This is a genomic window from Amycolatopsis tucumanensis, assembly GCF_021654135.1.
GTDB lineage: Bacteria > Actinomycetota > Actinomycetes > Mycobacteriales > Pseudonocardiaceae > Amycolatopsis_E > Amycolatopsis_E tucumanensis.
In genome coordinates, this window is sequence record NZ_JAKGSD010000015.1 from 123,883 (window position 1) to 143,301 (window position 19,419).

The following is a 19,419-nucleotide window of genomic DNA, read 5'->3' on the forward strand; positions in this document are numbered from 1 at the left end:
TCTCATACCTCTGTTCGCCGACTGATATATCAACTGGCCGCCACGCTACGGCTCGGCGTCCGGCGGGGTCAAGAGCCGATTCCGGCGAACCTTTGTTACTCGTGAGTCCCTTGTGTCGCAGGGATTCGGCCCTCGTGTTGCCGTCAGGAAAACTCCGCGCCATCCCCGGTTCAGGTCTTGACAGACGCGGCGCGTAGGCCGCACTGTGGTCCGCGTCGCAGTTGCACATCACGCAGGTGTTGCGGAAGAAGCAACAACCAGTCCCCGGTCACTCACACCACCACGGAGCGTTCGTTGACCGAGAACACCACCACCGCGCCGTCCACCGACCAGCCCGGGCTCCCGTCGAGCCTGATCCCCACACTCGGCGGGATCACCTACACCGACGAGACGATCTTCGCGCTGGAGCAGGAGAAGATCTTCGAGCAGATGTGGTTCTGCGCGGTCCGCGGCGCGGACCTGCCGCAACCCGGAAACTTCCGCACCGTGCAGATCGGCCGCGAGAGCGTGCTGGTGACCCGGTCGCGCGACGGCGCCCTGCGGGCATTCCTCAACATCTGCCGCCACCGCGGCGCGCGCCTGTGCGTGGAAGAGAGCGGCACGGTCAAGCGGAACTTCCAGTGCCCCTACCACGCGTGGACCTACGGCCTGGACGGCAAGCTCGTCGCGGCGCCGAACCTGACCTCGATGCCGGACATCGACCGCACCGAGTACGGCCTCAAGCCGGTGCACCTGCGGGAGTGGCTCGGCTACGCGTGGCTGTGCCTGGCCGAGGAGCCGCCGTCCTTCGAAGAGACGGTGCAGGCGGACGTGGCGGGCCGGCTCGGGCAGCTCGACGCGATCGGCAACTACGGCATCGACGAGCTGGCCCTGGGCAGGCGGATCACCTACGACGTCAAGGCCAACTGGAAGCTCATCATCGAGAACTTCATGGAGTGCTACCACTGCGCGACGATCCACCCCGAGCTGACCGAGGTGCTGCCGGAGTTCGCCGACGGCTACGCCGCGCAGTACTACGTGGGCCACGGCGCGGAGTTCGGCGAGGACGTCAGCGGGTTCACGGTGGACGGCAGCGCCGGGTTCGACCGGCTCGGCGGGGTGGACGAGCACCAGGACCGCCGCTACTACGCGATCACCGTGCGGCCGCAGGTGTTCGTCAACCTCGTGCCCGACCACGTGATCATCCACCGGATGTTCCCGATGGCGGTCGACCGCACGATCGTCGAATGCGACTGGCTCTACGCCCGCGAAGTGGTGGACTCCGGCCGCGACGTGTCACACTCGGTCGAGCTGTTCCACCGCGTGAACCAGCAGGACTTCGACGCCTGCGAGCGCTGCCAGCCCGCGATGTCCTCGCGCGCCTACGCCCGCGGCGGGGTCCTGGTGCCGTCCGAACACCACATCGGCGAATTCCACCAGTGGGTCGAGCGGACACTGGCCGGCGGGCGGTGACGCGGTGACCATCTCGCGGAGCGCAGGGGGGCAGCCGGACAACCAACTCGAGCAAGAGGCGGTGAGCGTCGTGCCCAGTACGGAAGCAACGACCCGGAAACCCGCGGAACCCAGAGCGCGCGGCGGGATGGATCGCGTGGTGTTCGTCGTCGCGGCGGTGGTCGCGGCGGCGTTCCTGGCCTGGGGCGTGTTCGCCACCGACAATCTCTCCAGCGTGTCCGCGGGGGTGCTGGACTGGCTGATCCGGAACACCGGCTGGGCGTTCCTGCTGGCCGCGACGGGGTTCGTCCTGTTCGCGATCTGGCTGGCGTTCAGCCGGTACGGCAAGATCCCGCTCGGCCACGACGGCGAGCGGCCGGAGTTCCGCACGGTGTCGTGGATCGCGATGATGTTCAGCGCCGGCATGGGCATCGGGCTCATGTTCTACGGGGTCGCCGAACCGTTGTCGCACTTCGTGGAGCCGCCGCCGGGCACGGTCGCGGGCAGCACCGACGCGGCGGTGGAGACCGCGATGGCGACGTCGCTGTTCCACTGGGCCATCCACCCGTGGTCGATGTACGCGGTGGTCGGGCTCGCCATCGCCTACGGCACCTTCCGGCGCGGCCGCAAACAGCTGATCAGCTCGGCGTTCGCGCCGCTGTTCGGTGAGCGGGTGAGCGAGGGGCCGCTGGGCAGGCTCATCGACATCCTGGCGATCTTCGCGACGCTGTTCGGGTCCGCCGCGTCGCTCGGGCTGGGCGCGTTGCAGATCGGCAGCGGGCTCGTTCAGCGGGGCTGGCTGTCGGACAACCCGGGCACCGGCCTGCTCATCGGCGTGATCGCGGTGCTGACGGTGGCGTTCGTCGCCTCCGCGGTGTCCGGGGTGGCGAAGGGCATCCAGTGGCTGTCCAACATCAACATGGTGCTGGCCGCCGTGCTCGCGGTGTTCGTGTTCGTGGTCGGGCCGACGATCTTCATCCTCAACCTGGTGCCCTCGACGATCGGCGACTACTTCCGCGAGATGGGCGAGATGATCTCGCGGTCGGGCGCCTCCGGCGGCGAGAACATGGAGAGCTGGCTGTCCTCGTGGACGATCTTCTACTGGGCGTGGTGGATCTCGTGGACGCCGTTCGTGGGCATGTTCATCGCGCGGATCAGCCGCGGCCGCACGATCAAGCAGTTCGTGGTCGGCGTGATCCTCGTTCCGTCCGTGGTGAGCCTGGTGTGGTTCAGCATCATGGGCGGTACGGCGATCACGCTCCAGCGGAGTGGGACGGATCTGGCGAGCGCGGGCAGCGCGCAGTCGCAGATGTTCGGGGTGCTCGACCAGTTCCCGCTGGCCGCCGTGGCGAGCGTGCTGGTGATGGTGCTGGTGGCGATCTTCTTCGTCTCCGGCGCGGACGCCGCGTCGCTGGTGATGGGGTCGATGTCGCAACGCGGCGCGATCGAGCCGAAGCGCTGGCTGGTGGTGTTCTGGGGCGTGGCGACCGGGGGCGTGGCCGCGGTGATGCTGCTGGTCGGCGGTGGTGGCGACGAGGCGCTCACCGGGCTGCAGAACCTGACGATCATCGCGGCGGCGCCGTTCGCGCTGGTGATGGTGGTGCTGTGCGTGGCGCTCGCGAAGGACCTCCGCAGCGACCCGATGATCCGGCGGGAGGAGAAGAGCGCGGAGATCGTGGAGCAGGCGGTGCTGACCGGAAACCGCCACTACGACGGCGACTTCTGCCTGCAGGTGGCCCCCACGGGCGAGGGGCTGCCCGAGAGCAACGGCCAAGCACCGGCGAAGAAGGTGGAGTGAGGACCGGGCGCCGGGCGAGTTGCGTCCGAGGTCGCCACGGGCACTGCGGAACGAGAACTCGGTGCGATCCGGAAGGGGACGCTGATCCGCCGGGCCGGTGGCGTCGGCACCACCGATGAGAACATCGAACCAACGGGCCGTGGGCGGCATCCGATCCTGTTGTACCTCCATGGTGGCGGGTTCAGCAGCGGCCGCGCCGCCTCGCCATCGCCGGCGACTCGGCGGGCGCCGATCTCGGCGCCCGCCGTTGCCGCGGAACGCCTCGCGGCCCGCCTGGAGGATGTGTCGACAGAGCACGTGCTCACCACCGTGGACGGGTTGCCGCACGCTTTCCTCACGGCCTCGCGGTGCCATCCCTCCGTTCCGGCCGTGATACACGAGATGATCGACTTCCTGGTCGACCGCGTCTGATCAGTCGTTCGCCGGCTCCAGGGACAGCTGCCAGAACCGCGCGTACCGGCCGCCGCGGGACAGGAGCTCCTCGTGCGTGCCCTGCTCGGTGATCCGGCCGTTGTCCAGGAAGACGATGTGGTCGGCGCTGCGGACGGTGCGCAGCCGGTGCGCCACCATCACCACCGTGCGGCCCGCCATCAACCGCTCGATTCCCTCGTGCACCGCGGATTCGTTCACCGGGTCCAGCGCCGACGTCACCTCGTCCAGCAGCACCACCGGGGCGTCCTTCAGCAGCGCCCTGGCGATCGACACGCGCTGGCGTTCGCCGCCGGAGAGCAGGGCTCCGCCTTCACCGACGGTGGCCGACCAGCCGCCGGGCAGGCGCTCGATCACCTCGTCCAGCCGGGCCGCCGTCGCCGCCGCGCGGACCTCCGCGGGGGTCGCGCCGGGGCGGCCGAGCCGCACGTTCTCCTCGATCGTGCCGTCGAACAGGTACACGTCCTGGAACACGATGGCGATCCGCGACATCAGATCCGCCGCCGCCATCGCCCGCACGTCCACGCCGCCGACCCGCACCGCGCCGGCGTCCACGTCGTAGAACCGCGCGATCAGCTGCAACAGCGTGCTCTTCCCGGCACCGGACGGGCCGACCACCGCGAGCCGCTGACCCTCCGCAATGGACAGTGACACGCCGTCGACCACCGTGCGGTCGCCGTGCCGGAAGGTGACCCCGTCGAACTCCAGGTCGTGCCGCGCCGGCGTCACCGGGTCGGCCGGTTCCGGCAGCGGCTCGGTGCGCAACACCGCGTCGAGCCTGGCCAGCTCCGCACGGGCGCCGCGTAGCTTGCCCCCGGTCTCGGCCAGCGACAGCAACGGATCCGCGCACCGGGCCGCCAGCACGAGGATCGACAACACCTCCGCCGCCCCGACGCCCGCGCCGAGCGCGAGGGCCGCGCCCAGCACCAGCAGCGCGGTGAACACCGCCTGCACCACGAGCGTCAGGCCGACCGCGCCCGGCAGCGCCGACAACGTGGCCCGCCGCGACGCCCGCTGCACGTTGCGCAGCGAGTCGTCCAGCAGCCGGAACCGTTCGGCGGTCCGGCCGCCCGCCCGCAGCACCGGCTGCGCCTGGAGGAACTCGATCACCCGCGCCGTGGCCTGCTGGTCGCGCTCGTGGCGTTCGGCGTCCGCGGCCGCCGTGGCCCGTCCCGCCCACACCTGGACCGCCACCACCAGCGGCGCGGCCGCCAGCGCGGCCAGCCCCAGCCGCCAGTCGAACGCGATCATCACCACGACGATCGTCAGCGGTGTCACACAAGCCGAGACGAACGGCGCCAGCAGGTGCGCGATGACGCTCATCGCCTGCAGCACGCCGCGGCTGGCCAGCACGGACACCTCGCCGACCCGCCCGGCGCTGTACCAGCCCAGCGGCAGCCGGGCCAGGTGGTCGCCGAGCCGGTGGTACATCCCGCGCAACAACGTGGTGCCCACGCGAAAACCGGACAGATCGCTGGCGTAGCGCAGCACCCCGTACACCACTACCGCGGCGCCGAACGCGATCAGCCACGGCCACACCTCGCCGGGGGCGGGTCCGAACAGCGCCCGCAGCACCGGCACCAGCAGGGCGTAGGACAGGCCCTCGGCGACCGCGGTGGTGGTCATCAGAGCGACGGTGCGCCGGACCGGCCGGGCGTGTTCGTGGCCGAGCACGCGCAGCAGCGTGGTGATCATCGTGGTTCCTCTCCCCGGGCGCGCCAGAACGCGGCGAACTTCCCGTTGCCGGCGAGCAGTTCGGCGGGACGGCCGCGTTCGGCGATCGACCCGTTTTCGAGCAGGACGACGGTGTCGGCGTCGGCGACGGTCTCCAGCCGGTGGGCGATGACCAGGATCGTCCGGTCGCCCATCAGCGTGGCCAGCGCCCCGCGCACCGCGTGTTCGGTCTGCGGGTCGGCGAAGGCGGTGGCCTCGTCCAGCACCAGGACGGGCGCGTCGGTGAGCAGCGCGCGGGCGATCGCGATCCGCTGCGCCTCCCCACCGGACAGGCTCGCCTCCTCGCCGAGCACGGTCTCGTACCCGCGCGGCAGTTCGAGGATCCGGTCGTGGATGTTCGCCAGGCGAGCGGCACGGACGACGTCCTCGCGCGCGGCCCGCGGCACCGCCAGCGCGATGTTGTCCGCGACCGGGGCGCGCAGCAACGACGTCTCCTGGAAGACGAACGACACCGTCCGGTAGAGCCGGTCGCTGCCGATCTCCCGCAGGTCGACGCCGCCGAGCGTGACCGAACCGGCGTCCGGGTCGAAGAACCGCGGCAGCAACTGGACCAAAGTGGACTTCCCGCTGCCGGACGGCCCGACGAGCGCGGTGACCATGCCCGGTTCGAGCACCAGGTCGACGCCGCGCAGCACCTCGTGCCCCTCGGTGTACCCGAATCGGACGTCACGCAGCTCGACGCGGTGCCCGTCGGGCTCGGCCGGGTGCGCGGGCTCGGGCAGCGGCGGAACCGCCAGCACCTCGCGGATCCGGCCGACCGCGCGACCGGCGGCCTGCAGGTCGTCGAAGCCGTGTCCAAGGGCCGCCACCGGGGCGGTCAGGCCGAGGCCGAGCAGCACGAAGGGCAGCAGGTCGGCCGGGGCGAGGCCGCCGGACGTGATCAGCGTTGCCCCGCCGATCAACACGACCACCAGCACGAACGGCGGTGACAACGCCAGCTGCATCCCGGCCGCGATGCCGGACATGCCGCGCACCCAGCGGAGGAAGGTGCCGACGAAGTCGTCGGTGGCGGTGCGGAACCTCCGGTGCGCACGCTCGGACCCGCCGAACGCCTTGACCACCGCGATACCGCGCACGAACTCGACGACGGAGCTCGCGATCCGGCCCATGGCCGCGTCGAACTCCTGCTGCTCACGCTGCCGGGCGGCGGTCATCATCAGCGGGACCAGCGCTATCGCCAGCACCACGGGTACCAGCGTGATCAGGGTGAGGCGCCAGTCGATCGTCACCAGGTAGACCAGCGACACCAGCGGCACGACGAACGCGGAGACCAGCTCGCCCGGCGTGTGGGCGATGAACGGGTGCACGGCGCTGACGTCCTCGCCGACCACCTTGGCCAGCTCGCCGGTGCGGCGGCGGGCGAACCAGCCGATCGGCACCCGGCCCAGCCGCTCGGCCAGCAGGCGGCGGAAGGACAGCTGCACCCGGTCGTCCAGGACGTGTCCCACTCCGGCCGACGCGGCGGTGAACAGCATCCGGACGAGCAGGCCGGCCGCGCCCAGCGCGACGACCGTCCACACGCGACTCTCGTCGGCCGGTTCCGGGGACAGCAGCGTGCGGCCCAGTTCGACGACCGCGAGCAGCGGCGCCAGGCCGGCGACCGCGCCGATCACCTGCAGCACCACCACGGCAGCGAAACCTCCGGCGTGCGGCCGCAGCAGGCGTCCGAGGCTTTCCGTCATCGCGTCTCCAGTGCCGCCACGAGATGCCCGGCGAGGAAGGCGGTGATCTTCGCGCGGGCGGGCTTCGCCTGGGGGACAAGGCCGGGCATGCTGAGGAACGCGTGTGGCGCCCCGCGGTGTGCGGCCAGTGCGGCAGGAGTGCCGGCGTCGCGCAGCCGCTCGGCGTACCGGCGGCCGTGGTCGGCGAGCGGGTCGAGTGTGGGCACCACGACGAGCGCCGGGGCCAGCCCGCCGAGGTCGTCCGCCCGCAGCGGCGACAGCGGGAGCGGGTCCGTCCCGGGTGGTGCGGCCAGGCGGTGGAACAGCCGCATCTGCTCGATCGTCAGCATCGGGCTCTGCGCGTGCTCGCTCATCGAGGGGTGGTCGTAGGCGGTCTCCGTCAGGTCGAGCGCCGGGTTGACCAGGACCTGGGCGCGCAGTCGCAGGCCGGTGTCGCGGGCGCGGATCGCGGACAGCGCGGCGATCAGCCCGCCGGTGCTCTCGCCGAACACCGCGATGCGCGCCGGGTCGCCCCAGGTTCCGGCTTGCTGGAGCACGTCCCAGGCGTCCTCGGCGGCGGCGGTCAGCGGGGTGCCCGGGGCGAGGAGGCGGTGCTCGACCGAGACGACGACGGCCGGCAGGCGGGCGGCGAGGTGGCTGTTGACCCAGTCGCACTGCACGGCCGTGCCGGTGAAGCCGCCGCCGTGCACGTGAATCACGACCGGCAGGTTCTCGCCGTGCCGCGGCCGGTGGACGCGGACCCGGATGGTGCGGCCGGGGGCTGTCACGTCCTGCCACTCGATCGCCGCGCCGCGGTCCGGGCGCCCGGTGATCAGCCGCGCCAGCCGGGAGGCGCGCTTGCGGTTGGTGCGCTCGCTGAAGGAGGCCAGTTCCGCGTCGGTCATCGCGGCCCAGTCCGGCTCCTTGGCGAGCGCGTGCAGCAGCCGGATGCCCGGCGGTGGTCGGTCGGCCATGTCCCCTCCTCGGATTACGCTACTGACGGTAGCGATACCGATGGTAGCGGAATTGGCTAGGGTGTCGCCATGAGCTCCGCCAAATCGCCCGGCCGCCCCCGCGCCGGCATCGACGCCGAGGTCTTCGCCGCGACGCTGCGAACGGTCCACGAACTGGGCTACGCGGGCGCGACGATGGACCGCATCGCGGCGGCGGCGGGCGTCGCGAAGACGACGATCTACCGCCGGTGGCCGTCGAAGGGCGCGTTGATCACGGACTGCCTGGTGCACGCGTTCGGCCCGGTGCCCCTGGAGGGCGAGGGCCGGCAGGAGGTGCTGACCCGCGCGGTGCACTGGGCCGCGGCGAAGATCGCCGAGCCCGGGGTCGGCGCGGCGTTCGCAGGGGTGTTCGTGGACGCGGTGAACGACCCGGCGCTGCGCGAGGTCCTGACGACGCGGTTGCAGGACCCGTACCGCGTGGTGCTGCAGGACGCGCTGGGGGAGCCGGAGAACCGGGTGCTGCTGTTCATCGACGTGGTGGTCGGCACGCTGCTGCACCGGATGGGCATCACGGGCGGCCCCATGGCGGAGGCGGATGTGGCCGCACTGGCGGAGATGGTGGTGCACCAGTTCCGCTGACGCGGGCGGGCCGCGCCCCTTCGCTACGCTCAGCGCCCCTGTCGGATACAACCGTTGACGTGCGGCGGCCCCGGGCCGATCCACCCAGGCCCGGGGTCACCGACTGGCGATCAGGGGATGTAGACCCCGTTGAACCACTGCCCGCTCGCGTCGTCGGAGTAGGCGTCCACGTTGAAGGTGTAGTTGCCGTGCCTGCCTTCCCACAGGTACCCGGGCAGGCCGGACGCCGCGTTGGCGTCGCAGATGATGTCGTCCGTGCAGAGCGTCAGGGTGGGGATGTCGCCGAAGAAGTCGTCCGCTCCGGCGAGCGGCGCGCCGACCACCGGCGCGACCAGCGGGTGCGCCGCGGCGCCCGCGTTGCCCGGGCCCGCCGCCCGCTTCGGGTCGGCGATCAGCACGGCGTTCACGTCGTCGATGGTCGGCCAGTTCTCGGTCACCCAGGTGTGCACGACGGCCGCGCCGAGCGAGAACCCGACGGCCTTCACGTGCTGCCCGGGGCAGACGTTGCGCTGGTCGCGGATCAGCCGGTTCAGCTCGTTGACGCCCTGCCGCGCGTTGATGCCGACCGGGATCGCCGGGTAGCCGACGCGCTGGCTGATGTTGCCCTGCCAGTACGGGTCGTCGGAGTCGTTGTCGCCAGTCCCGCCGACGACGATGGTGTAGGTCCCCTCGCACGGGGCGGCCTGCGCGGCGGGCGAGGCCACCAGGTACGCCGTCGCCGCGACCGCCAGTCCGGTCAGCAGTGCCGCGATCTTCTTCATCGAACCCTCCCGGTTCGTGTGGACGAAATCCCGGCGAACGGTAGGGGCGGGCGATGAAAGACCGGTGAAACCGCGTTTCACCGGTGACCCACCCATGCGGCCGGGTCCCCGGATGCCGTGACCCGCACCGGGTCGTGAACTGGTTTGATGGTGACGGACATCGTCTCGATCTGGGGGATCCGTTGCCGAAGGTCAGTGTGATCACGGCTGTCCACGACGGGGGGCACCACTTCCTGCGGGAGGCCTACACCTCGCTGTGCGACCAGGAACTGCCGCCTGGCTGGGAGTGGGAGTGGTGCCTGCAGGAGGACGGCGACAGCGGCGTGGTGGACTGCCTGCCGCCCGATGAGCGCGTCTTGCCCGGTTCCGGGCTGCCCGGCCGTGCCGCGGTCGCGCGCACGATGGCGCTGGCGCGGGCGACCGGCTCGGTGGTGCGCACGCTGGACGCCGACGACGTGCTGCTGCCCGGCGCGCTGGCCAGGGACATCGAGGCGCTGGGCCGGATGGCGTGGTGCACCTCGGCGTGCGTCGACCTGCTGCCGGACGGCTCGACGCGGCCCGGACCCTGCGACCCGCCGCCCGGGCCGGTCCCGCCGGGCCGGTTCTACGCCGAACAGCTCGACGACCGGTTGTCCGTGCAGGCCAACACGTTCGCGGCGCACACGGACCTGGTGCGCGCGCTTGGCGGCTGGCCGGCGCTGACCGGCGCGGAGACCGTTGGGCTGCTGCTGGCGGCCGAGGCGGTGGCGTCGGGGGAGTTCATCGCCGAGCCGAGCGTGCTCTACCGCAAGCACGACGCCCAGACCACGGCCGCCGACCGGTACTGGGACAAGGCCGAATCCGCCGCGCGCCTGGAAAGCGTCCTGGCCCGCGCCGACGCGCTGCGCCGCTCGGGCTGGCACTGGCAGTCCGGTTAGGACGGTCTGCTGAGCCACTTCCCGACCTGGCCCAGCACGTCGCCTTCGTAGTCGGTGCCGACCATGCGGCCCAGGTCGGCCACCGACACCTGCCGCAGCGCGGCCCGCCACGCCTTGTCCGCCTCGAACACACCGAGTGGACCAGCCCCGCACGGGACAACGACTGCAGCTGCTTCGCCAGGTACGTCCCGGACACCCCGTGCAGCTCGGCCAGGCGCGAGTGCCCCATGAAGATCGCGGTCATCGGCACCGGCCTCGTCGGCTCCCAGGTCGTCGACCGGCTCGTCGCCGCGGGCCACGACGCCACCGGGCACTCGCGGGCCACCGGCGTCGACCTGCTCACCGGGGAGGGGCTCGACCAGGCGGTGCGCCTGCCGTCCACGCCGATCCAGCCGATCAGCTCTGCCGAGGTCGCCGCCGCGGTCGCCGAGGCCGCGACCGAAGCCCCGCTGGGCGGCGCTCGCGAGGTCGCCTGCCCCGAGGTCGTCCCGCCCGACGAACTGGGCCGCATCACGCTCGCCGCGACCGGCGACGGCCGCCGGGTGGTCACCGACGAGACGGCAGGCCTGTTCGCCGCGGTCAAGGGCGACGTGCTCACCGGCGGCCGTCCCGCCACCACCCGCTACCGCGACTGGCTCCAGTCCCGCTGACGTGATCCGCGGCACCAGGGCCGCTCCGGTCGTCACAACCCGACCTCGAGCAGCGCGGCGCGCGCGTGCACCTGAATACCCAGGTCACCTCGGCGGTCGGTGGGCACGTCGTGTTGTCCAGCGGCGAGGAGTTCGACTCGGAGCTGATCGTGTGGACCGCGTGCGACGGCGCGAACCCGGTCACCGGCAGGCGCACCGACCTGCCGGGGGACGAGCGCGGGCTGATCGTCGTGCGGCCGGACCTGCGGGCCGGGACGGAGGCGGCGCCGGTGCCGGACGCGTGGGCGGCCGGCGACGCCGCCGCGGTGCCGGCCTCGCCCGTGCCGGGCGCCCGGACGGTGCCCAACGCGCAGCACGCGTACCGGCAGGGCAAACTCCTGGCGCGCGACATCATCGCCACGCTGCGCGGCCGCCCGCCGAAGCCGTACGTGCACCACAGCCTCGGCGCGATCGCCACGCTCGGCCTCGGCCGCGGCATCTTCCAGTACCGGCGGATCGTCGTCACCGGGCTGCCGGCCTGGCTCATGCACCGCGGCTACCACGTGCCGGCCGTGCCCAGCTGGGAACGCAAGGTGCGGGTGCTGGCGGTCTGGCTGACCGCGGCGCTGTTCGGGCGGGACATCCTTTCGCCGGCGTCGGTGCAGCACCCGCGGGAGGCGTTCGTGACCGGCGGGGAGCCGGTCCGCGCGGAGTCGCGAGCGCGGCCCTCAGAGGCGCTCGTCGCGCATCACTTCCAGGTTGTGGAACACCGGGTCGCCCTCGCAGAGGGCCATCATCTCCTTCGCGAACCGGTCGGTTTCCGGCAGGGACGAGTTGCGCATGGCGTCCTCATAGGACGGGAACTCGACGAACTCCATGTAGGTGCCGGGCCGTTCCCGGTCGCTCATCAGCACCGCGTGCGTGGCGGTCCGCTTGCCCCGCGTCTCCGCCAGCCAGCGGTCCATCATGTCGTTCATCTGTTCCGGGTGCTCGGTCTTGTACTCGATGACCTGTACGAAAGTCATTTCCCGCTCCTTTTCAGACCCGGGAGAGGTCATGGTCCGCCCCTGCCGCGCGGCGGTCAACACCTACACGTCGTAGGTGAGCGCGAATTCGTACGGGTGCGGCCGCAGCCGCAGCGGGTCGATCTCCGTTTCGCGCTTGAAGTCGATCCACGTCTCGATCACGTCCTCGGTGAAGACGCCGCCCGCGAGGAGGAACTCGTGATCGGCTTCGAGCCGGTCGATCACCGCCTCCAGCGACGCGGGCACCTGCGCCACGTCCCGCGCCTCCTCGGGCGGCAGCTCGTACAGGTCCTTGTCGATCGGCGACGGCGGCTCCAGCTTGTTGCGCACCCCGTCCAGCCCGGCCATCAGCATCGCGGAGAACGCCAGGTACGGATTGCCTGAGGAGTCCGGGCAGCGGAATTCGATCCGCTTGGCCTTCGGCGACGAGCCGGTCACCGGGATGCGCACGCACGCCGACCGGTTCCGCTGCGAGTACACCAGGTTGATCGGCGCCTCGAAGCCCGGCACCAGCCGGTGGTAGGAGTTCGCCGTCGGGTTGGTGAACGCGAGCAGGCTCGGCGCGTGGTGCAGGATCCCGCCGACGTAGTGCCGCGCCAGGTCGGACAGCCCGCCGTAGCCCGCCTCGTCGTAGAACAGCGGGCCGTTGTCGTCCCACAGCGACTGGTGGCAGTGCATGCCCGAACCGTTGTCGTTGTACAGCGGCTTCGGCATGAAGGTCACCGTTTTGCCCTGCTCCCAGGCCGTGTTCTTCACGACGTACTTGAACAGCTGCAGGTCGTCGGCCGCGTGCAGCAGCGTGTTGAACCGGTAGTTGATCTCGGCCTGCCCGCCGCTGCCGACCTCGTGGTGCGCCTTCTCCACCTCGATGCCCACGCCGGCCAGGTTGCGCACCATCTGGTCGCGCAGGTCGGCGAAGTGGTCGCGCGGCGACACCGGGAAGTAGCCCGCCTTGAACGGGGTCTTGTAGCCGAGGTTGCCGTGTTCCTCGTCGCGGCCGGTGTTCCACCAGCCCTCCACCGAGTCGACCTCGTAGAACGCGGTGTTCTCCACGTTGCCGAAGCGCACCGAGTCGAAGATGTAGAACTCCGCCTCCGGCCCGAAGAACGCGCGGTCGGCGATGGTCGACTCGCTGATGTACTCCTCGGCCTTGCGGGCGATGTTGCGCGGGTCGCGGCTGTAGGACTCGCGGGTGAACGGGTCGTGCACGAAGAAGTTCATCAACAGCGTCTTCTCCGCGCGGAACGGGTCGACGCGCGCCGTGTAGGGGTCGGGCAGCAGCAGCATGTCCGACTCGTGGATCGACTGGAACCCGCGCACGGACGAGCCGTCGAAGGCGATCCCCTCTTCGAAGGCGTCGGCGTCGAAGGCCGCGGCGGGCACCGTGAAGTGCTGCATGATGCCGGGCAGGTCGCAGAACCGGACGTCGACGAACTCCACGTTCTCGTCGGCGATGTAGCGCAGGACTTCGTCTGCGTTGGCGAACATGGCGGGCTCCTTTGCCGTCGCGGCCGTGGAGTCCCCAGAGTCCTCGCGTCGGGGGTTCAATGGAAGGATGCGGGACGGCACCATCGAGACCGCGACGTGGAACCCGGCCACCGGCTGCGACCGGGTCAGCCCCGGATGCGACAACTGCTACGCGATGGCCTTCGCGCGGCGGCTGCGGGCCATGGGCAGCCCCGCCTACACCCGCGACGGCGACCCCCGCACCAGCGGACCGGGTTTCGCCGTCACCCTGCACCCCGGGCGGCTGGCGGTCCGGTCGCGCTGGCGAGCGCCCCGGCTGGTGTTCACCGGCTCGATGACCGACCTGTTCCACCCCCGCGTGCCCGAGGAGGAGCCGGTCGGCGCGCCCGGCCTGCTCGTCGCTCTCGATCGTCACGCCCCACCAGACGTGCGGCAGCGGCTCCGGCGCGAGCCGCGCCAGCACGCGAAACCCCGGCCGCGGTTCGGTTCCTGTCCCTGCAGCCGCTGCTCGGCCCGCTGCCGGACCTGGACCTGACGGGGCTCGACTGGGTCTACGCCGGTGGCGAGTCGGGGCCGCACGCGCGGCCGATGGCGGCCGAGTCGGTCCGGCCGGTGCGGGACCGGTGTGCCGCCGCGGGGATCCCGTTCCTGTTCAAGCAGTGGGGCGGCCGGACCCGCAACGCGGGCGGGCGGCTCCTCGACGGCCGCACCTGGGACGAGATGCCGGGAGGCTGGACACCCGCCGGCCGCCGCGCCAGGGTGTCGTCATGACTTCGACGAGCGTTTCCGGGTTCGTGCGCGCGCCGCGCCGGGAGGTCTACCGCGCCCTGGTCGACGGCGAGGCGATCGCGACGTGGCGGGTGCCGGACGGGATGACGGCCAGGGTGCACGAGTTCGACGCCCGCGAGGGCGGGCGGTTCCGGGTGTCGCTGGTCTACGACGACCCCGGCCGCGCCGGCAAGTCCGGCGGCGCCACCGACACCTACACCGGTCACTTCGCGGTGCTCGAGCCGGGGCGGCGCGTGGTCGAGGTGATCGAGTTCGACAGCCCCGACCCGGCATCCCAGGGCACGATGACCATGACGACCACCCTGGCCGACGCCGAAGGGGGCACGAAGGTGGTCATCCGGCACGACGGGGTCCCGGCCTCGGTCGCCCCGCAGGACAACGAGACCGGGACCCGGATGGCGCTGGCCAAGCTGGCCGCGTTCGTCGAACGCTGAGGTCAGGCGACGTACTGCGCGAAGGACTTGCGCACCTTGTTCACCTTCGGCAGCGCGACCGCGAGGCAGTAGCCCTGGCCGGGGTTCTTGGCGAAGAAGTCCTGGTGGTACTCCTCGGCCCGGTAGAACTCGCCCAGCGGCTCCAGGGTGGTCACGATCTCGCCGTCCCACCAGTCCGCCGCGCGCTTGATGGCCGCTTCGAACTCGGCGCGCTGCGCGTCGTCGGCGTAGAACATCGCCGAGCGGTACTGGGTGCCGACGTCGGCGCCCTGGCGGTTGAGCTGCCGCGGGTCGTGCAGGGTGAAGAACACGTCGAGGATGACCTCGGCCGGGATGACCGTCTCGTCGAACGTCACCGCGACCGCCTCCGCGTGCCCGGTCCGCCCGGTGCACACCTGCTCGTACGACGGCTGGGCCGTGTCGCCGCCGGTGTAGCCGGACACCACGTCCTGCACCCCGCGCAGCGTCCGGTAGACCGCGTCCAGGCACCAGAAGCACCCGCCGGCCAGCACGAACGTCCGCATCTCGCATCACCTCTCACCGAGTAGTCCGGCTTGCACCGGGTCAACCCCGCGTGCCGGTCCAGTATTCCGCGCCACGTCCCTTGTGGACTCCTCAGGCCGGTGCGACGCGGAAGACCGGCCAGCCGATCTCGGTCCGCCACGCCGCCGGGTCGGCGGTGTCCCTGGGGCCGCTGAGGTAGACCTCGCGCACCGGGCCGGCCACGGCGAGCGCGTGGTCCACCACCCAGCGGCCGAGCTCGCCGTAGGTGACGTCGATCGTGTCGTGGTCGCCCGGGTGGGTGGCGACGGCGAGTTCCGCGGCGGGCAGCGTCACCGGCCGCACCCGCCCGGCCGGTGCGGGTGGTTCGGCGACCGGCAGGTAGACCACCATCCGGCCACGGCCGTGGGTGAACAGCTCGTTGTCGTACAGGCCGCCGGGCGGGCCGGCCGGGTCGGGCACCACCGCGTCCAGCTCGGCCATCGCGCCCGCGTACCAGGCGAGCACGTCCGCCTCGGCGACGGTGCCCTCGACGGCCGCGACCGTCGTGGCCGGGGTCCGGCGCAGCTCGACCGCCAGCTCGCCGGGCTCGGGCGTGAGCAGCCTGCGCAGCGATGTGACCGCCGCGCGGGTGCGTTCCAGCTGGTCCTCGAGCCGCCGCAGGTGCTCGCCGACCAGCAGCGCGCGGGCTTCCGGGTCGGGGCTGCCGAGGATGCGGCGCACCTCGGGCAGCGGCACGTCGAGCTCCCGCAGCCGGTGGATGACCTGCGCGGCCGGGATCTGCGCCGCGTCGTAGTAGCGGTAGCCGGTGGCCGGGTCGACGCGGGCGGGTTCGAGCAGCCCGGCGTCGTGGTAGCGGCGCAGCGTGCGGATGCTCAGGTGGGTCAGCCTGGCGAACTCGCCGATGGTCAGCACCAGCGGATTCTGCACCCTCTCCCCGGGGGAGGGTCCAGCGCTTGACCCTCCCGCGCCGTCACGGCGGAGTGTGCCGGGCATGAACGAATCTCTGGAGGGGCGGCGCGCCCTGGTGACCGGCGGCGGGCGGGGCACCGGCGCGGCCGTCGTCGCCCGGTTGCGTGCCGCCGGCGCCGATGTCCTGGCCACCGCCCGCACCCGCCCGGACCACGCCGACGGCCCGTTCGTCGCCGCCGACGTCACGGCGCCCGGCGGGGTCGAGACGGTGGTGCGGGAGGTGCGCGACCGGTTCGGGGCGCTGGACATCCTGGTGCACACCGTGGGCGGGTCGTCCGCGCCGGGTGGCGGGTTCGCGGCGCTGACCGACCGGCACTGGCAGGACGAGCTCGACCTCAACCTGCTGGCCGCGGTCCGCCTGGACCGGGCGCTGCTGCCGGACGTGGCGGCGGGCGGGGCGGTCGTGCACGTGTCGTCCATCCAGCGGCGGCTGCCGCTGTTCGAGGCGACGCTCGGGTACGCGGCCGCCAAGGCCGCGCTCACCACGTACAGCAAGGGGCTGGCGAAGGAGCTGTCGCCGCGCGGGGTGCGGGTGAACGTGGTGTCGCCGGGCGCGATCCGCACCTCCGCGGCGGATGCCCTGGTCGCGCGCCTGGCCGAGGCCGACGGCGTCGACGAGCGGACCGCGTGGGACCGGCTGACGGCCGCGCTCGGCGGCATCCCGCTGGGACGGCCCACGCTGCCGGAGGAGGTCGCCGAGCTGGTGGCGTTCCTGGTGTCCGGCCGGGCGGCCGCCATCACGGGCGCGGAACACACGATCGACGGCGGCACGGTGCCGACCGTCTGAGGAGGAGAACGATGACCGAACTGCCACAGGCGATCCGCGACTACCTGGACGCCCCGAGCGCCGCGGGCTTCACCCCTGACGCCGTGGTCACCGACGACGGCCGGACGTACCGCGGAACGGAAGAGATCGACGGGTGGCTGCGCCGCGCGGCCACGGAGTACCAGTACACGGCCACGCTGACGGGGGCGTCCCACTCGGCGGGGGAGTGGACGGTGACGCAACACGTGACCGGGAACTTTCCCGGTGGGGAGGTGGATCTGCGCTACCGGTTCCGGCTGCGCGGGGAGCGGATCGCCGCGCTGACGATCGCGCCCTGAGGTTGGCGAGGCCGCGGGGATCGCAGGCCCGGCACCCGGCCTCCACGCCGGGTGCCGGGATCCAGCCGTCGGCCGCTGGGCCTGCGGCTGCCGTTCTGCACGACCCGGCGAGTGCGGTGGCCGCTCCGCGGCCGCCAGGTAGGACGAGGTCGTGGTCAGTGGTCGAGCACCAGCCCCGGCAGCAGATCGCTGAGCCGCTCACCCGCGTCGGGGCGGAGGGTCAGCGTTCGGCCGTCCGCGTCGACCTCCACCAGGCCCTCGGTGCGCAGCCGGGTCAGGATCGCGTGTCCGAGGGCTCCTCCCAGGTGCGGACGGCGCAGCGTGCGGTCCAGGCAGCTCGTCGCCGTCTTGCGGCGGCCCGCCGTCAGCGAGTCCGCATCGATGCCCAGCCGCGCCAGCACCTCCGCCGCCCGCGGGCCGAGCTCCAGCTCGTCGGTGTCGGCCCGGCGGCGGAGCGCGTCCTCGGCCAGCAGGTGGTCCAGCACGGCCACCCCGAGCCGCCCGGCCGCGTGGTCGTAGCACAGCCGCTCCGGGGGCGCGGCCGGTCCGGGCAGCGGGAGCGCGCCGCCCGCGTAGTCGGCCAGCGCGTCCAGCACCGCGGTGATCGCGGGGTCCTTCAGCCGGTAGGTGACGTGCCGCCCGCTCTGCGACGTCACCACCAGCCCGGCCTGCCGCAGCTTCGCCAGGTGGTTGCCCAAGCGCGCCGGGCTCACGCCGAGCACGTCCGCCAGCTGGGTCATCCCGTGCGGCCCCTCGTGCGCGAGCAGCTGCAGCACGGTCAGCCGGATCGGGTCGGCCAGCTCGCGCGCCAGCCCGGTCACCGTCGCCACCACCGGCTGCTCGGCGCTGGTCCATCCGAGGGAGGTCACGCCCCATACCCTACCATCGACTTTCACGTTTCACGGATACGTGATAGGTCTATGTGATGGGTCGCTACTGGCACGAGCAGATCCCGCCGCCCGGCCCGTTCCGGGTGCTGGCGCTCGGCGTGCTGGTCACCACGGCCGGCGGCGGCGCGTGGTACACGACCTGGGCGGTCTACTTCACGTCCGTCGCCGGGCTGCCTGCCCCGGTCGTCGGCCTCGGGCTGATGCTCGCGGGCGGCGCGGGCCTGCTCGCGGCCACACCGGTCGGCGCGCTGGCCGACCGGCTCGGGCCGCGGGAGCTGCTGATCGCCCTGATCGCGGTCGAGGGCGTGTCGATGGCCGCGTTCGTGTTCGCCCACCACGTCGCGGTGTTCCTGGCCGTCGCGGTCGTCAACACGGCCGCCGACCGCGCCACCGCCGGGGTCCGCACCGCCTACGTTGCGCAGCTGGCCGACGAGGAGACCCGCGTGGCGCACCTGGCCCGGCAGCGGGTCGCCAGCCACCTCGGCTACACCGTCGGCGCGGCGGCGGGAGCGGCCTGCCTGACGCTGGGCAGCGCGGCCGCGTTCCACGTCCTGATCGCGGTCAACGCGCTCACCTCGCTGGCCTACGCCGCGCTGCTGACCCGTGTGCCGAGGGTGCGGCCGGTCGCGCTGGCGCGCAAGCCGCGCACCGTGCTCGCCGATCCCGCGTTCCTCGCGGTCGTCTCGACGACAGGCCTGCTTTCGCTGTGCTGGGGCCTGGTTTCGACCGCGCTCCCGCTGTGGCTGGTCCGCGACACGCACCTGCCCGCCGGGCTGGCGGGCGTGGTCGTCATCGTCAACTCGCTCGGCGTCGCGCTCTTGCAGGTCGTCGCGAGCCGCGGCTGCACCAGTCCGCGCCGCGGCGCCGCGCGGGCGGTCTGGTCGGGCGCCGCTCTCGCGCTGGCCTGCCTGCTGTTCGCCGCGACGGGTGGCGGCAGCGGCGCCATCGCCGTCGGCCTGGTGCTGCTCGCCGCGGCTGCTCACCTGGCGGGCGAGCTGTGGTTCATCGCCGCGAAGTGGGCGCTCACCCTGGACCTGACCCCGCCCGGCGCGACCGGCCGCTACCAGGGCCTGGCCGCCACGGCCCAGGCCGGCGCGCAGATGCTGAGCCCGGCGCTGATGACGCTGCTCGTCGGCACCTGGGGGCGTCCCGGCTGGTTCGTGCTCGCCGGGGTGTTCCTCGCCGCCGGGCTGGGGACGGTCCCGGCGACTCGCTGGGCGGTCCGCACCCGCGTGGAAACCAGTTCTCGTGCTGCGTGACCGGCGCCCAGACCAGCGACCTTGTC

21 protein-coding genes and 1 pseudogene are annotated in these 19,419 nt (G+C 72.4%); 12 read left to right on the forward strand and 10 right to left on the reverse strand.

Translation table 11 applies throughout. From position 1 onward, the window contains the following. The first annotated feature begins 294 nt into the window (after positions 1 to 294). Positions 295 to 1,452, forward strand: a complete 1,158-nt coding sequence (locus tag L2C96_RS17295) for an aromatic ring-hydroxylating oxygenase subunit alpha (RefSeq protein WP_237336940.1) — start codon at positions 295 to 297, stop codon at positions 1,450 to 1,452. Positions 1,453 to 1,579: 127 nt separating this feature from the next. Further along, positions 1,580 to 3,229, forward strand: coding sequence for a BCCT family transporter (locus L2C96_RS17300; protein WP_237336941.1), 1,650 nt, complete (start codon positions 1,580 to 1,582; stop codon positions 3,227 to 3,229). A 411-nt stretch (positions 3,230 to 3,640) separates the two neighbouring features. Here the strand turns inward: L2C96_RS17300 and L2C96_RS17305 are convergent, their stop codons facing one another. Genes L2C96_RS17305 through L2C96_RS17315 form a run of 3 tightly spaced genes read right to left on the reverse strand, consistent with a single transcriptional unit; the run spans position 3,641 to position 8,027 of the window. Beyond that, positions 3,641 to 5,353, reverse strand: coding sequence for an ABC transporter ATP-binding protein (locus tag L2C96_RS17305; protein WP_237336942.1), 1,713 nt, complete (start codon positions 5,351 to 5,353; stop codon positions 3,641 to 3,643). Beyond that, on the reverse strand, positions 5,350 to 7,074 hold the full coding sequence (locus tag L2C96_RS17310) for an ABC transporter ATP-binding protein (protein WP_237336943.1): 1,725 nt from the start codon (positions 7,072 to 7,074) through the stop codon (positions 5,350 to 5,352). Before L2C96_RS17310 ends, L2C96_RS17305 begins: the two co-directional genes overlap by 4 nt. Continuing rightward, positions 7,071 to 8,027, reverse strand: a complete 957-nt coding sequence (locus L2C96_RS17315) for an alpha/beta hydrolase (RefSeq protein ID WP_237336944.1) — start codon at positions 8,025 to 8,027, stop codon at positions 7,071 to 7,073. The genes L2C96_RS17310 and L2C96_RS17315 overlap by 4 nt, the downstream gene beginning before the upstream one ends. 69 nt (positions 8,028 to 8,096) lie before the next feature. Here L2C96_RS17315 and L2C96_RS17320 point away from each other — a divergent pair, with 69 nt between their 5' ends. After that, complete coding sequence (locus L2C96_RS17320) at positions 8,097 to 8,645, forward strand: TetR/AcrR family transcriptional regulator (protein WP_020419932.1); 549 nt, start codon at positions 8,097 to 8,099, stop codon at positions 8,643 to 8,645. Positions 8,646 to 8,755: 110 nt separating this feature from the next. Here the strand turns inward: L2C96_RS17320 and L2C96_RS17325 are convergent, their stop codons facing one another. Continuing rightward, positions 8,756 to 9,406: a cutinase family protein gene (locus L2C96_RS17325; RefSeq protein WP_237336945.1), complete on the reverse strand. Its 651-nt coding sequence runs from the start codon at positions 9,404 to 9,406 to the stop codon at positions 8,756 to 8,758. A 197-nt stretch (positions 9,407 to 9,603) separates the two neighbouring features. Here L2C96_RS17325 and L2C96_RS17330 point away from each other — a divergent pair, with 197 nt between their 5' ends. Further along, positions 9,604 to 10,323 (forward strand): glycosyltransferase family protein, encoded by a 720-nt coding sequence (locus L2C96_RS17330; RefSeq protein ID WP_237336946.1) that lies wholly within the window; start codon positions 9,604 to 9,606, stop codon positions 10,321 to 10,323. On the opposite strand, the gene L2C96_RS44515 is transcribed toward L2C96_RS17330, so the two are convergent. Next, positions 10,320 to 10,454 (reverse strand): hypothetical protein, encoded by a 135-nt coding sequence (locus L2C96_RS44515; protein WP_272882757.1) that lies wholly within the window; start codon positions 10,452 to 10,454, stop codon positions 10,320 to 10,322. The genes L2C96_RS17330 and L2C96_RS44515 overlap by 4 nt on opposite strands. A 96-nt stretch (positions 10,455 to 10,550) precedes the next feature. On the opposite strand from L2C96_RS44515, the gene L2C96_RS17335 reads away from it, so the two are divergent. Then, entirely contained in the window at positions 10,551 to 10,973 is a 423-nt protein-coding gene (locus L2C96_RS17335; RefSeq protein WP_237336947.1) for an SDR family oxidoreductase, read from the forward strand. A 65-nt stretch (positions 10,974 to 11,038) separates the two neighbouring features. Further along, positions 11,039 to 11,284 (forward strand): annotated as a pseudogene (locus L2C96_RS45330) (NAD(P)/FAD-dependent oxidoreductase); the annotation flags it as partial. A 396-nt stretch (positions 11,285 to 11,680) separates the two neighbouring features. Here L2C96_RS45330 and L2C96_RS17345 read toward each other — a convergent pair. Further along, complete coding sequence (locus L2C96_RS17345; RefSeq protein WP_020419927.1) at positions 11,681 to 11,977, reverse strand: hypothetical protein; 297 nt, start codon at positions 11,975 to 11,977, stop codon at positions 11,681 to 11,683. A 63-nt stretch (positions 11,978 to 12,040) separates the two neighbouring features. Beyond that, positions 12,041 to 13,465, reverse strand: coding sequence for a type I glutamate--ammonia ligase (gene glnA, locus L2C96_RS17350; protein WP_020419926.1), 1,425 nt, complete (start codon positions 13,463 to 13,465; stop codon positions 12,041 to 12,043). Positions 13,466 to 13,532: 67 nt separating this feature from the next. Here glnA and L2C96_RS17355 point away from each other — a divergent pair, with 67 nt between their 5' ends. The 3 genes from L2C96_RS17355 to L2C96_RS17365 are packed head-to-tail and all read left to right on the forward strand — an operon-like array spanning position 13,533 to position 14,667. Continuing rightward, positions 13,533 to 13,979 carry a DUF5131 family protein gene (locus tag L2C96_RS17355; protein ID WP_237336949.1) on the forward strand — a complete coding sequence of 149 codons (447 nt, stop codon included), beginning with the start codon at positions 13,533 to 13,535 and terminating at the stop codon, positions 13,977 to 13,979. Beyond that, the gene (locus L2C96_RS17360) at positions 13,940 to 14,215 is read left to right on the forward strand and encodes a DUF5131 family protein (protein ID WP_237336972.1); all 276 of its coding nucleotides are present in this window, start codon (positions 13,940 to 13,942) and stop codon (positions 14,213 to 14,215) included. Before L2C96_RS17355 ends, L2C96_RS17360 begins: the two co-directional genes overlap by 40 nt. Continuing rightward, positions 14,212 to 14,667, forward strand: coding sequence for an SRPBCC domain-containing protein (locus tag L2C96_RS17365; RefSeq protein ID WP_237336950.1), 456 nt, complete (start codon positions 14,212 to 14,214; stop codon positions 14,665 to 14,667). The genes L2C96_RS17360 and L2C96_RS17365 overlap by 4 nt, the downstream gene beginning before the upstream one ends. Positions 14,668 to 14,669: 2 nt before the next feature. On the opposite strand, the gene msrA is transcribed toward L2C96_RS17365, so the two are convergent. Both msrA and L2C96_RS17375 read right to left on the reverse strand, forming a co-directional pair. Next, the gene (msrA, locus tag L2C96_RS17370) at positions 14,670 to 15,191 is read right to left on the reverse strand and encodes a peptide-methionine (S)-S-oxide reductase MsrA (protein ID WP_020419923.1); all 522 of its coding nucleotides are present in this window, start codon (positions 15,189 to 15,191) and stop codon (positions 14,670 to 14,672) included. Between the two features lie 91 nt (positions 15,192 to 15,282). After that, positions 15,283 to 16,098: a MerR family transcriptional regulator gene (locus tag L2C96_RS17375; protein WP_020419922.1), complete on the reverse strand. Its 816-nt coding sequence runs from the start codon at positions 16,096 to 16,098 to the stop codon at positions 15,283 to 15,285. A gap of 64 nt (positions 16,099 to 16,162) precedes the next feature. Between L2C96_RS17375 and L2C96_RS17380 the strand changes: the two genes are divergently transcribed. Both L2C96_RS17380 and L2C96_RS17385 read left to right on the forward strand, forming a co-directional pair. Continuing rightward, positions 16,163 to 16,927, forward strand: a complete 765-nt coding sequence (locus tag L2C96_RS17380; protein WP_237336951.1) for an SDR family oxidoreductase — start codon at positions 16,163 to 16,165, stop codon at positions 16,925 to 16,927. Between the two features lie 11 nt (positions 16,928 to 16,938). After that, a complete protein-coding gene (locus L2C96_RS17385; protein WP_237336952.1) occupies positions 16,939 to 17,244 on the forward strand; it encodes a nuclear transport factor 2-like protein in 306 nt (101 codons plus the stop codon). 155 nt (positions 17,245 to 17,399) lie between these two features. On the opposite strand, the gene L2C96_RS17390 is transcribed toward L2C96_RS17385, so the two are convergent. Beyond that, entirely contained in the window at positions 17,400 to 18,113 is a 714-nt protein-coding gene (locus L2C96_RS17390; RefSeq protein WP_237336953.1) for an ArsR/SmtB family transcription factor, read from the reverse strand. A 56-nt stretch (positions 18,114 to 18,169) separates the two neighbouring features. Between L2C96_RS17390 and L2C96_RS17395 the strand changes: the two genes are divergently transcribed. Next, on the forward strand, positions 18,170 to 19,393 hold the full coding sequence (locus tag L2C96_RS17395; protein WP_237336954.1) for an MFS transporter: 1,224 nt from the start codon (positions 18,170 to 18,172) through the stop codon (positions 19,391 to 19,393). The last annotated feature ends 26 nt before the right edge of the window (positions 19,394 to 19,419 follow it).